We start from the raw sequence: 12,432 nt of genomic DNA, 5'->3' as shown, positions 1-12,432 counted from the left end.
GTAATTTACAGGTTATCTAAGAACGGCCTCCGTACAAGCCTACTCACGTCGGGATCGTCTCCCTCTATCGCCTCTGAGATGATTTCCATTTCTTCCTCGGAGAATTCCGCAAATGCGCGGCCGTTCTCCCGTTCAAGTGCCTTCCAAAGGGTCGCTTCAAGTAGTTCTATCTCTATCTCCCGACGCCGTTTGGGAGTTCCACAGCTAACGTATTCTTCGGTGAGTGCCTCGACCTCTTCGGTGTCAATGTTGATCTCTGTCATCGTTATCCCATCCGGTTCAGCGCGTCGCGTCGGTCTTCTACTGGTGCCTGATCGTATCGCATAGTCGTCTTCGGACTCTTGTGACGTAACTGTGCCTTCGCCGCCGCCAAGTCTTCCTCCCGAGTCATGTAAGTCCCTACCGAGTGCCGGATCGTGTACCAGCTCATCTGACGGTTCTCAACGGGTATCTCGGCAATCCCACAGAGCCTGTGGAGGACTTTCCGAAGTGAACTGGAATTGTATGAGTTTCCGTGACGAGTCAACCAGAGCGCGTCAGAGTCGTCATACTCGTCGTGGTATTCTCGTTCATCCAGCCACCGCTCAAGGGCGCTTCCCGTTCGTTCAGTAATACTGACTGTCCAGTTGTCCTCGTTCTTTGAAGACTCGTCTTTCGGGATCCGGAGAACGTTATTCTTGATATCAACCCATTGGATTCGCGCTCTTTCGACCTCTATCGGACGGAGGCCTGTATCGAGGCTTGTCCATGTGATCGACGGGATCTTCCACGAGTTCGCTTTAGTCCAGTCTTCGGGAACAATCTCTGTCTTCGGCTTTTCAAGGCGCTGTGAGAGGTACTGTCTCCATTGGTCGCGTTCTCCCGGGGAGAGTCCGTTGTAAGCGGGAACGGAACCATAGTCGAGTGCGGCGTCTCGTACAGCCCGCCGTTCATCCATCGTCAGGAAGTCCCGAGGCGCAGAGAGATCCTGTGAGAAAGTGTGTTCCGGCTCCCACTCTGTGTCTGCGCCTTCAACGTGGTTTTGATACTTGAAGACGCGCTTGAGGCACTTCTGAACAATGTCTTTGTAGGTGTCGCTGTACCTGTCTCCCTCCATTACGAGGTACATCATATGCGCGTCTGCGCGGTCTGTAGTTAGTCTCGTACTGTAGTTCCCGGTCTCCTTCCAGTTCCAGACGTTGTAAAGATCGATTTTGTACGTGACGTTCGCAACGGTACTGTCGGCGTAGCCCTCGGCTCTTTCGGGGTTCTTACCCATGGTGTCGAGCCAGCGAAGGAGGCGTTCTTTGTAGTCGTAGTAGTCCGTATACCGTCGTTCATCAAGGTAGTCGCGCGCGGTCCCGCCGACTATGGGGGCTTTCCCGATTTTTTCCATCGGTTCAGGCCCCACCGCTGTCGTGCGGTTTTATTGTTTTGAGCCTGTCACTATCCAGAATCGCTGTACTGCGTCGGGGTGTCTCTGAAACACCCGGGCATTGAGTTGCGGTGTCCATGTTGGATTCATCCTCAAGACACCTGAAAAGTGCGGGACGCGACGGAGGAGCGTATGCGCCGGCCGGGATTTGAACCCGGGCCATGAGCTTGGAAGGCTCAGGTCCTACCACTAGACCACCGGCGCTCGCGTCGGCCGATGACGCACCTACACGTAGGCGGAACGAGTCTCATAAGCGTTCCGTGTTCGGGTGGGTCGGCAGGTGGAACGCCGCCCGAGGGGCGTGGTTAGGTCTTAAAGACCCACGATACTGCGGACCTCTCCCAGCTCGTTAGAACCCTTTTCAGCCGCTTAGAAACCTGTTCGGGACATATGTGTGTACCCACCCAACGTACATCCGTGAGGTGAGACCGATGTCATACCAATCGAGCAATCCGCTGGTCGGCGAGACCGAGTTCGCGCTGGACGGACCGTGGGCGACCTACTGGATCGCGTTCATCCGCGTCGTCACCGGGTGGTGGTTCTTCCACTCCGGGATCACGAAGATCATCGAGAGCGGCTTCGCGTACACCTACGGCTCGGCGTACATGCAACAGATGACCGGGACCGCCCTCGGCGGCATCCCGGTCTGGATGGGGAACAACCTCGCGTGGCTCATCGAGCCCGGGGTACCCCTCTTCGAGACGCTCATCGGCCTCGCGCTGATGGCGGGAGCACTGACCCGGTTCGCCGCGTTCGGCGGAGTCATCTTCATGAGCCTCTTCTGGATCGGCAACGCCGGGTTCGGTCACGGCGTCGTCAACAGCGACCTGATGGGGCTGCTCCTGTTCATGACGGTGATCGTGCTCGCGGCCGGGCGGTACTACGGCCTCGACGCGCTCATCGAACGGACCGAACTCGTCAAACAGAACCCCAAACTGCGGTACCTACTCGGCTGAGAGGTGACCACTAATGACAGACATCATCGACACGGCGGCGCGGGCGTTGAGCGCGGGACTGATGCTGTTCGGCATCGTCGTCCTGGGACTCGTAGAGGTCCTGGCGGGACAGCCGTACAGCCCGGTTCCGATGACGAACGAGGCGGGCGAGGTGGTCGCGACGCCGCTGATCGCCCCCGAGATCCGGACGGGATTCGTGCTGGCGGGCCTCGCGGTGCTCGGCCTGTACGCGGCGTACCGTCTCGTGGCGCCGCTCCCGGAGGACCGGGACGTCAGCCACGAGACGATGGCCGACTGAACCGAGGCGGAGTCACCGACCGCGACTCGACCGACGTGCGGCGGCGTCGCGGACGACGGTCACTCTTCTGCGGTACTCGCCCGTTCGTCGAGTGACGCCTCCGAGTCCTTCGGTCCGTCCAGCGGCGGATCGTCCGCCGAGTCCGCTCCGTCGGCGGTGCCGCCGTCCGTGCTGGCGGGGGCGGTCGAGTCCGGATCGCCGTCGCCGCCGAACGTGAACGCCGACTCGCCCGTCTCCGTCGTCGCCGCCGACTCGCCGGCCTCCGCGTCACTCGTTGGACCGTCGTCACCGACCGCACCCGCCTCGACGTCGACATCGAAGGCCTCGGTCGTCCGCCGGAGGTCCGCCGCCCGTTCGCGGAGGTCGTGCGCCTGCTCGGAGACCTCGCCGAGCGTGGCGGCCTGCTCCTCGGCGGCGGCGGCGACGGTGGTCGCCTCGGCGGTGGTCTGCTGGCTCACGCCCGCGAGGTCGTCGACCGCGCCGGTCACCTCGTTGACCGACGTCGCCTGCGCGTCCATCGCGCCGGATATCTCCTGAACGCCGTCGTCGGCCTCGCTCACCCGGTTCGCGACCTCAGAGAGCGCGTCCTCCGCGTCCTCGACGACCGCGACGCCGTCGTCGACGCCGTCGCGGATCGCGGCCATCTCGTCGACGCTCTCGTCGGTGCGCTCGCGGAGGCCCGCGATGAGGGACTCCACCTCGGCGGCGGACGCCTGCGTTTCTTCGGCGAGCGACTTCACCTCCTCGGCGACGACCGCGAAGCCGGAGCCGGCCTCGCCCGCGCGGGCGGCCTCGATCGAGGCGTTGAGCGCGAGCAGGTTCGTCTGGTCGGCGATCTCTGAGATCGTCTCGACGATCGCGTCGACCTCGGCCATCTCGGCCTCGAGCCGCTCGATCGTCTCGGCGGCGGACTCGGAGCGCGCCTCGATCGCGTGGAGCTCCGCGACGGCGTCGGCGGCGGCCTCGCGCCCCTCCTCGGTGAGCGCGTCGGCCCGCCGGGAGGTGGTCGCGACCTGGTCCGCGGAGGCGGCGACCTCCTCGACGGTCGCCGACATGTCCTCCATCTCGCCGGCCACCTCGGCCAGCTGGCGGCTCTGCCGCTCCGCGCCGGCGGATATCTCGTCGACCGCCTCGCTGGTCTCCCGGCCGGCGGCCGCGGCCTCGTCGGTGCCGTCGGTGACCGCGTCGCTCCGCTCGGCCACCTCGACCGCGAACGCGTCGACCTCGGCGATCGCGCCCTCGAGTTCGTCCATGGCGTCGTTGAACTCCGTGGCGATGGAGCGGAGGGCGTCCGGGTCGTCGGGCTCGACGCGTAGCCGGGCGGTGAGGTCGCCGTCCGCGCAGGCCGCCATCGTCTCGCCGAAGTCGCCCGCCCGAGACTCCAGCCGGTCGGCGAACGCCTCGCTCTCCGCCTTCGCCGCCTCGGCGCGCTCGCGCTGCGTCTCGGCCGACTCGATCTGCTCGCGCAGCGAGTCGCGCATGGTCGCGAACGCGACGGAGAGGTCCCCGAACTCGTCGCGTCGCTCCGTGTGGAAGTCAACGCCGAGGTCGCCGTCGGCCAGCGCCGACGCCCGCGCCCGGAGCCGGTTCAGTTCGACGACGGTGCCGCGACCGAGGGTCGCGCCGATCAGCCCGAGCCCGACGATCGCGACGCCGACGATGAGGATCAGGTTCCGCCCGATCATCCCCGAGAGCGCGTACGCCTCAGAGCGGGGGACGTGGACGGCGACGGACCAGCCCTCGGACGGGACGGGGGCGTACGCGACGAAGTAGCGCGCGCCGTCCGCGAAGCCGAGCGTCGCCGACGAGACGTGTCCGACCGAGTCCTTCCCGTCGGAGAGCCGCGAACGGAGCGTCTCGTCGTATCGCTCCCCGGCGACGCCGTCGCGGTCGCTCGCGCCGATCGTGCCGTCCCCTTCGACCAGCGTCGTGAACGCGCCGTCCGTCGGCTGCCGGAACTCGCCGACCATCGACTCGAGCGAGACCTCCACGACCGCGTACTCCCGCTCGGGCGTCCCGGCGACGTACGCGACCCGACGCTCCCCGTCGACCTCGTACGTCGGCGTGGTCGTGACCGTGTCGCCGAGCAGGAGCCCGTCGTCGAACCACGGCCGGCTCGTGAGGGTCTCCGCCCGGTCGCCGCCCCCCTGGGCCTCGTCCGTCGACGCGATGACCGTCCCGTCTTCGCGGTCGATAAAGTGGAACGCCCGGACGTCGTCGCTCGCCCGCGACAGCCGCGACGAGAGGTACGCGGCGACCGCGTCCGGATCCTCGCCGTAGACGTCGTTGTCCGCGACCTCACCGGCGAGGCTCCGCCGCTCGCTGGTCCAGCCGTCGGCCTCGAGGGCGCCCAGCTCCGCGACGGCCGTGTAGTCGCCCTGCGCGTTCGATTCGAGCTGATCCGTCGTCTCCGCGTACGTGACGGCCCCGACGGCGCCGATCGCGAGGACGACGACGACGAGGGCCACGAGGAACTTCGCGAGATAGCTTCGAGCCACCACGCCGGGCGCGACCCGACGGAGGAGCCGCTCGAGGAAGGTATCGGCCATTACCACGAGACGGTCGACAAACCTTATTTAATCCCCGCACGCTGGTATCACATGCGATAATCAGCTGTCCGGAGCCGAGACGGTCGCGTAGCAGTTCCCGCTCGAAACCGCGGTTTCGAGCGTTTCGAGGGCGCTTTCGTCGAGGTCTGACTCGAACTCCGAAGGCGAGTAGATGTGATAGTACCTCGGGACCGTCTCGCCGCCCGGCAGGGTCCAGTCGACGGTCGTGTCGAACCCGTCGTCGCGGTCGAATCGGTCGTGTGCCGTGCTCCACGCGCTGACGAGCGCGACCCCGCCGGGCGCGAGGGCGCGCGCCAGTTCGTTCAGGCTCTCGATCCGGGCTGCTCGCGGCGAGAGGTGGTGGAGCGTTGCGACGTAGACCCCGAGGTCGACCGCGTCGTCGCGGACCGGCAGCGCGGCCGCGTCCCCGTGGACGAACTCGGTCGCGTCCGCGAACCCGCGCCCGAGAGCGCGGGCGGCCGCCTCGTCGAGCAGCCCGCGGCTGAGGTCCACGCCGACCGCGGTCTCGGCACGCGTCGCGAGCGCCTCCGTGTGTCGCCCGTTCCCGCAGCCGACGTCGAGCGCGAGGGTCCCCGACCGCCCCTCTAGGAACGACTCGACCTCGGGCCACGCGTGCTCCCGGGTCTTCGAGAAGTGCGCCGCGATGCGGTCGTACGTCGACTGGAGGTCCATACGCTCTCCCTCGGCCGCGAGGGGTATATGCCGACCGGACCGCGTCACACCACGCCGATCGCGACGAACGAGACGAGCGTGAGCGCGAGCAGCGCCACGACGTGTTTCACGCCGTCGCGCACCGAGCCCTCCCCGAGCTGGCCGGCGACGAGGCCCGAGCAGATCGCCTGAACCGTCGCGGCGTGGAAGAACAGCTGCTCGTAGGCCGCGGCGTTGATCTCGGCGATCCCGTCCGTGATCCCGCCGCCACCGAGAGAGGCGCCGGTCCCGGCCGCCGGGAGGCTACCGCCTCCCGTCTCCGGGACGGCGGCCGTCTCTATCGCCGGGATGAACGACACCGAGAGCGCCGCGATGATCCCGAGGAAGACGAAGAAGGAGATGTAGATGACGATGAGATACGTTAACATTACTTGTCGTCGCTCACGCCGGAGCGACCAGGTCGCACGCGACTCGTCCGCCGCGATCCGGAGGACGGGTCCGACGTCGCCGCTCGCTCGCATCGCGTTGGTGACGAGGGCGACCGCCCGGGACATCATCGGCGATCGGACCCGCCGCTCGAGGCGGCGCAGCGCGGTCGCGACGTCCGCCCCCCAGTCGACGTCGCGGCGGGTCCGGCGGAGGTCCGCCGTCAGCGCCTCCAGGTTCGAGTCGGCGACGCGGCGGACGCTGCCGACCACGGCGGTCCCCGCCTCGTTGACGCTGGCGAGGCGGTCGAGGAAGTCGGGCACCGCGGACTCGATGCGGCGGACCCGACGCTTGCCGAACTCGTAGGCGACCGCGTAGGCCGCGAGGGCGAAGGCGGTCGCGGCGACGATCGGCCCGTCGACCTGGTCGGCCATCTCCACGGGCGTCCCGAGCGTGATCGGGAACGCGAAGACGAGGAGTCCGACGACCGCGACCGGGACCGCGACGAGAAACACCGTCCGCGGCGAGGCCAGCACCGTCTCGGCCGGCGACGCGATCAGCCGACGCACCCAGCGGAGGCGGTCGTATATCCGGAGGCGCTCGCGACTCTCCGTCCAGCGGTTCGCGCCGGCGCCGCTCGCGTCGACCCCGTCCGAGCCGCTCCCGGTCGCCGTTCCCCCGTCGAACCGCGGGGGGTCGCCCCGGTCCCCGGACCCGTCCGTCGCGTTGCGAACTCCGGTGACCGACGGGGTGTTCGGGTCGTCGAGCGACGACTCCGCGACCGTCTCGGTGCCGCCGACGCCCTGCGTCACGCTGTCGACGTAGACGACGAAGCCGAAGGTGCCGAGCGGCACGCCGAGGTAGACGACGACGCGGAGGAGCGGCATCGTGTCCTGTAAGACGAGCCCGATGACGACGAGGATGGTGATGAAAAACAGCGGTCCGGCGACCAGCGCCGTCACGTACGCCTCGGCGAACGTCGAGAGCAGTTCCAGGTACTGCTCCTGTTTCGCCTCCGCCTCCGCCTGATAGCGCTCGTACTGGTCCTTGAGGAACGTCGACACGGACTGCCCGGTTCCGAGGACCGACGCGAGGTTCTCCGAGAAGTCCGAGAGGTCGTCGCTGGGCGTCCGCCGCGAGATGCGCTGAAGCGCGGTGAGCGCGTCCGTCCCGAAGGCGTTCATGTCGCGGACGGCCACCGACAGCTCCGTGGCGGCCTCGCCGTACACCGCCTCGTTCTCCGCGAGCGTGTCCATCACGCGGGGGAACGCCATCCCCGAACGCGAGAGCGCGTACATGAACGCGACCGTCCGCGGCAAGGTGGCGTCGATCTCGGCGGCTCGCGCGGCCGCCCGCTGGTCGAGCAACTGCCAGCGACCGACGTACACGCCCAGCGCGAGCCCCGCCCCGACGGTCGCGGAGGCGACGAGGAGGAGGACGAACAGCCGTCCAAGCCCGAGGTCGGCCAGCCGCGCGACGCCCGCGAGGAACCCGAGCTGGGCCGGGAGCGCCTCGCGGAGCGCGGCCTCGCCGACGTCGAGCGCGGCGAGCAGTCCCCCGGCCGCGTACACGCCGATCACGCCGCCGGCGACCCCGAGGACGGCCGCGTACAGCAGGGTCCGCGACGCGTAGACGCGGTGCGTGGTGCCGGCGACGTGGGCCGCGCGCATCCGGTCGCGCTGGGCCTTTCGCCGCGTCTCGTTCTCGCCGACGTAGTCGCCGAACGCCGACAGCGCGACGCGGGTGACGAACAGGTCGGCCCGGTCGTCGACGAACTGGAGCGCGAGCGCGAGGCAGGCCCCGACCGCGACGACGAGGGGCAGGTACTCGATCATCGGCCCGCGGGATCGGTCATCGGGTCTCCAGCGCCGGTTCGGCCCTCACCGACCTCCTCGCCGCCGAGGTCGTCGGCGTCGACGTCGTCGGCCGCGGCGGCGCGCTCGTCGAGCTTCTCCATCACGCGGTCGGGGTCGGCGTAGTACTCGTTGACGAGGGCGGTGAACGTGCGGTAGTCGTCGATGCCGAGCGCGGAGAGCAGTTCGAGGAAGCGCTCGCGGCGCCGGACCTCGCGGAGGAGCTCTGAGCGCGACCAGGCGCGCTCGTCGGCGATCTCCGCCAACAGCGACGAGTCGTTCCGCTGGAAGGTGTCCGAGTCCGGGCGCCACTCGAACGCCGAGGAGTAGTCGAGTTCGCCGGTGCGCTGGTCGATGCCGCCGATCTCGCCGATCGTCTTCGCGCGGCGCACCCGCTCGTCCCCGGAGCGCGTGAGCGTCTGGACCGAGAGCATGTCGAGCGACTGGACCATCGCACGCGGGACGTTGATCGGCTCGTTCTCCAGCCGGTTGATCACCGTCTCGATCGAGTCGGCGTGCATCGTCGAGAAGGTGGTGTGGCCCGTGTTCATCGCCTGGAACAGGGTGATCGCCTCCTCGCCGCGCACCTCGCCGACGACGATGTACTCGGGGCGGTGGCGCAGCGCCGAGCGCAGCAGGTCGTACATGTCGATGTCGGTCCCCTCGAACCGGCGCTCGCGGGTGACCGCCGAGAGCCAGTTGTCGTGGTACAAGGAGAGCTCGCGGGTGTCCTCGATGGTGAGGACCTTCGCGCGCGGCGGGACGAACATCGACACCGCGTTCATCGAGGTGGTCTTCCCGGAGGCGGTGCCGCCCGCGAAGATGAGGCTCTTGTTGTGCTCGATACAGAGCCAGAAGTACGCCATCTGCTCGATCGAGAACGTGCCGTACTCCACGAGGTCGACCGGGGTGAACGGGTCCTCCGCGTACTGGCGGATCGTGAACGCCGAGCCGCGCGGCGTCACCTCCTCGCCGAGCGCCAGCTCCGCGCGGGACCCGTCGGGGAGCGTCGTCTCGACGATGGGGTCGCCGACGGAGACGTGACGGCCGGACTGCTGAGCGAGGCGGATCACGTAGCTGTCGAGCGCTTCTTGGCCGAACGAGACGTTCGTCTCGATGTCCGTGTACTCGTCGTGGTAGACGAAGATCGGGAGGTCGTAGCCGTCACAGGAGACGTCCTCGATGTGGCGGTCGTTCAAGAGCGGGTCGACCTTCCCGTAACCGCGGAAGTCGCGGTAGAGGTAGTACGCGATGGCGTGGAACGTGTCCATCCCGGCGTCGACGCCGTACCCCTCTAACAGCGTCTCGAGCTCCGTCCGCAGCGTCTCCTCGTCCGTCTTCCCGCTCCCTTCGCGGTAGAGGAGCGGGTCGCGGATGTCGTCGACGACGCGGTCGAGCAGGTCGCGCTCGAACGCGTCGAGTTCGGGCTCGACCGCGTAGTAGCGGTGTTCGCTCTCGACGTCGTCGTAGGTGATCACGACGTACGCGTACGGAGCGTTCACCCAGTACCGGTCGACCTCGCGTTCGTCCTCGGGAACGGTGAACGAGGCGAGCGGTCCGTCCTCGTCCGGGCTGAACGGCCGGACGTCGAGCGTCGAGCCCTGGAGCAGCTCCCACGTGCGGGAGAGGCGCCGCTGGAGGGCCTCGATCCGGTCGCCGAGGTCGCTCCCGCCGGCGTCACTCGCCATGGCTACGGGGACGTAGAGGCGGGGGGAAGTTAAACTCCCCCCGGCGATTATCACGGTCGACATCGAACCGAACCGGCGTCCGGATCGGACCGAACCGGCGTCCGGATCGGACCGAACCGGCGTCCGGATCGGACCGAACCGGTGTCCGCGTCGATTCGCGCTGGCGCGTGCGCGTCGCCCACCCCGCGCTACCGCCGATCCGCCCGTTACGTTGATACGGCCGGACCGCAAAGCAGTTGGCACGAAATGCGGCGTGACTACTTCGATTTGACCGTTGAGGGCGTCGGGGACGGCGCCGGCTCTCGGTCGCCCCCGCTGGTGCGGATCGACTTCCACGGACCGGAGGAGCTGCTCCGCGAGCAGTTCTCCGGGGGCGAGAGCGACGGCGCCGACGGCGAGGGCGACGACTTACTCACCGCCGACGAGGTAGACGTCGCCTTCCGGCTCCGCGAGCCCCTGGACGAGGCGGACGACCCGGAGGGCGTGGTCGGCGTCACCAACCGGTACACCGGTGACTTCATCCTCGAACTCAACGAGACGGCGACCGACGTACTCCCCTTCATCCACGCCGCGCGAGACGCCACCGACGACGGCGACGCCCGGTACCGGGTCGAAATCGACGTGGACGGCGAGCGGCTCGTCACCTACGACAAAGACACCTTCCTCGTCTACGACCACGAGGGGAACCTCCTCCGCAGCGAGAGCCTGATCCCCTCGGGCGTCGAACTCTGAGGCGGACGGACGGTCTCGGGCGGACGCCCCGACCCTCACAGGCTGACGCTGTCGGGGACGAACCGGACCGAGTCGCCGGGTCGGAGGTCGAACGCGCCGTCGCCGCGCCCGTCGTTGACGTCGCACTCCGCGTAGCCGTGGCTCCCGACGGTGACGAGGCGGTCGCCGGGGTCGACGGCGCCGAACGTCGCCGCGACGGGCGTGAGGTCGCCGTCGACGCGGATCCAGTCGCGGCCGCGGACCAGTTCGCCGGGGACGTTGGTGATCACGTTGCCGAACCGGTCGATCGCGAGTACCTCGCCGTCGACGGCGACGACCTCGCCGCCGCCCTCCCCGTCACTCCCCTCGCCGTCGCCCGCCTCGTCGCGCTCCACCGTCGGCTCCGGGAAGCGGATGTCGACCGGGTCGCTCGCTGGCGAGAGGTCGTCCGTCCCCGCGAGCGTCTCGGCGACCGCGTCGGGATCGCTCGGGCCGTCTCCCGCCGCCGCACCGTCTCCCGCCGCCGCGTCGTCGAGGGCCGCCCGGACGCGGGCCGCGGTCGGGGCGAACACGTCGCGGCCGTGGAACGTCTCGCTCGCGGGCTCGTCGACCGCGATGGTCCAGACTTCGACGTCGGAGTCGTCGGCCGCGAGCGCTCGGGCCGGCGGCATCGCGAGGCCGTTGTCGGGCGCGACGAGGACGTGCGCGCCGGCGCGGACGACGAGCGCGTCGCGGTCGGTGCCGACCCCGGGATCGACGACGGCGCAGTGGACCGCCGGCGGGAACTCGGGGAGGACGAACCGCAGCCAGAAGGCGGCCGCCCGCGGGTCCCCGCGCGGCAGGTCGTGCGCGACGTCTATCATCTCGGCGTCCGTGTGTCGGCGGACGACGCCCTTCATCGCGGCGGGATACGGCGATCCGAAGTCCGAGGTCAACGTGATCAGACCCGATGTCATATCTGAAACCGCGTCCGGCGAGCGGTTAAAACGAACGGGCGACCGCGCCGTTCACCCGCCCGCCGCGGTGGCGCGCGCCTCCGAGTGGCCGGCAGGCCACGAGGAGCGCGTGCGAGGGAGCGGTGAGCGCTCGCAGAGCGCGAACCGCGAGGCTGGGGAGGCGTGAGGGCGGTGCTGTGCGGTCGCGGTGCGGGGCGGGACTCGAAGAGGGCAGCCGGGGCTTCGGAGACGGTCACCGCAGATTGACGGGTATCCATTACGAGAGAGCGAGGCCATCGAAGCTGTTCGCCGCCGGTACACGCTCGACGATTCGCGACCGACGGCCCTCGCTCCGCTCGTACTCCCCGCCCTACTCGTCCGAGGGCTCGTCGCCCAGTGAGTCGGTCTCGGCGATCCGGCGGATGCGCTCGACGCCGTCGACCTCGCGGATCACGTCGACGACGGCGTCCGGGACGAGGTCCTCCCAGTCGCGGCCGCGGATCATCCGCTCGCGGAGTTCCGTCCCCTCCAACACGTCGCGGCGGAACATCGGTGACTGGCGCACCTCGACGCCGGCCTCCTCGAACAGGCGGACTACGAGGGGGTTGTTCGAGTACGCGACGTCGAACCGCGGAGTCATGCTCTGGACGTGGCTCACCCACACGGAGTTGCGGTCGAGGTCCTCGATGGGGACGACGTAGGTGGTGACGTCCAACCGCTCGACCGCCTTCGTCACCATCATCACGCGCTCGCCGGCCGTGAAGGGGTTCCGCGTGGTGTGAGAGTCGCCCGCGGAGCCGATTCCCAAGACGAGTTCGTCGACCTCCGAGGCGATCTCTTCCACCATGTGCTGGTGGCCGTCGTGAAACGGCTGATACCGGCCGATGTAAAACCCCCGCATGGATCCACGTAGCGTCGCCGCCATTTATA

General features: G+C 68.4%; 11 protein-coding genes and 1 tRNA gene. 3 read left to right on the top strand and 9 right to left on the bottom strand.

What is annotated here, in order from left to right; translation table 11 throughout:
* Nucleotides 1-5: 5 nt before the first annotated feature.
* The 3 genes from EXE45_RS11260 to EXE45_RS11250 all read right to left on the bottom strand — a co-directional run bounded on the left by EXE45_RS11260 (nt 6) and on the right by EXE45_RS11250 (nt 1,618).
* Nucleotides 6-263: a hypothetical protein gene (locus EXE45_RS11260; protein WP_137694399.1), complete on the bottom strand. Its 258-nt coding sequence runs from the start codon at nt 261-263 to the stop codon at nt 6-8.
* 2 nt (nt 264-265) lie between these two features.
* On the bottom strand, nt 266-1,375 hold the full coding sequence (locus EXE45_RS11255) for a site-specific integrase (protein WP_137694398.1): 1,110 nt from the start codon (nt 1,373-1,375) through the stop codon (nt 266-268).
* Between the two features lie 172 nt (nt 1,376-1,547).
* Nucleotides 1,548-1,618 (bottom strand) — tRNA-Gly (locus EXE45_RS11250).
* 227 nt (nt 1,619-1,845) lie between these two features.
* On the opposite strand from EXE45_RS11250, the gene EXE45_RS11245 reads away from it, so the two are divergent.
* Both EXE45_RS11245 and EXE45_RS11240 read left to right on the top strand, forming a co-directional pair.
* Complete coding sequence (locus EXE45_RS11245; protein ID WP_092921278.1) at nt 1,846-2,370, top strand: DoxX family protein; 525 nt, start codon at nt 1,846-1,848, stop codon at nt 2,368-2,370.
* 13 nt (nt 2,371-2,383) lie between these two features.
* A complete protein-coding gene (locus tag EXE45_RS11240; RefSeq protein ID WP_092921281.1) occupies nt 2,384-2,668 on the top strand; it encodes a hypothetical protein in 285 nt (94 codons plus the stop codon).
* A gap of 59 nt (nt 2,669-2,727) precedes the next feature.
* Here the strand turns inward: EXE45_RS11240 and EXE45_RS11235 are convergent, their stop codons facing one another.
* From EXE45_RS11235 to EXE45_RS11220, 4 genes are read right to left on the bottom strand one after another with little or no spacing between them, the layout of a single operon-like run.
* Nucleotides 2,728-5,217: a methyl-accepting chemotaxis protein gene (locus tag EXE45_RS11235; RefSeq protein ID WP_137694397.1), complete on the bottom strand. Its 2,490-nt coding sequence runs from the start codon at nt 5,215-5,217 to the stop codon at nt 2,728-2,730.
* Nucleotides 5,218-5,277: 60 nt separating this feature from the next.
* The gene (locus tag EXE45_RS11230; RefSeq protein WP_137694396.1) at nt 5,278-5,910 is read right to left on the bottom strand and encodes a class I SAM-dependent methyltransferase; all 633 of its coding nucleotides are present in this window, start codon (nt 5,908-5,910) and stop codon (nt 5,278-5,280) included.
* 44 nt (nt 5,911-5,954) lie between these two features.
* On the bottom strand, nt 5,955-8,150 hold the full coding sequence (locus tag EXE45_RS11225; RefSeq protein WP_092921287.1) for a type II secretion system F family protein: 2,196 nt from the start codon (nt 8,148-8,150) through the stop codon (nt 5,955-5,957).
* Complete coding sequence (locus EXE45_RS11220; protein ID WP_092921289.1) at nt 8,147-9,856, bottom strand: type II/IV secretion system ATPase subunit; 1,710 nt, start codon at nt 9,854-9,856, stop codon at nt 8,147-8,149. Before EXE45_RS11220 ends, EXE45_RS11225 begins: the two co-directional genes overlap by 4 nt.
* 246 nt (nt 9,857-10,102) lie before the next feature.
* Here EXE45_RS11220 and EXE45_RS11215 point away from each other — a divergent pair, with 246 nt between their 5' ends.
* Nucleotides 10,103-10,588: a DUF5793 family protein gene (locus EXE45_RS11215; protein WP_092921291.1), complete on the top strand. Its 486-nt coding sequence runs from the start codon at nt 10,103-10,105 to the stop codon at nt 10,586-10,588.
* A gap of 35 nt (nt 10,589-10,623) precedes the next feature.
* Here the strand turns inward: EXE45_RS11215 and EXE45_RS11210 are convergent, their stop codons facing one another.
* Together EXE45_RS11210 and EXE45_RS11205 are read right to left on the bottom strand one after the other, a co-directional pair.
* Complete coding sequence (locus tag EXE45_RS11210) at nt 10,624-11,511, bottom strand: S-adenosyl-l-methionine hydroxide adenosyltransferase family protein (protein ID WP_137694414.1); 888 nt, start codon at nt 11,509-11,511, stop codon at nt 10,624-10,626.
* Between the two features lie 361 nt (nt 11,512-11,872).
* Nucleotides 11,873-12,403, bottom strand: a complete 531-nt coding sequence (locus EXE45_RS11205) for a nicotinamide-nucleotide adenylyltransferase (RefSeq protein ID WP_092921293.1) — start codon at nt 12,401-12,403, stop codon at nt 11,873-11,875.
* Between the last annotated feature and the right edge of the window lie 29 nt (nt 12,404-12,432).

The organism is Halorubrum sp. SP9, assembly GCF_005435015.1.
Taxonomy (GTDB): Archaea; Halobacteriota; Halobacteria; order Halobacteriales; family Haloferacaceae; genus Halorubrum; species Halorubrum sodomense.
This window is presented reverse-complemented; position numbering and strand designations above follow the sequence as displayed.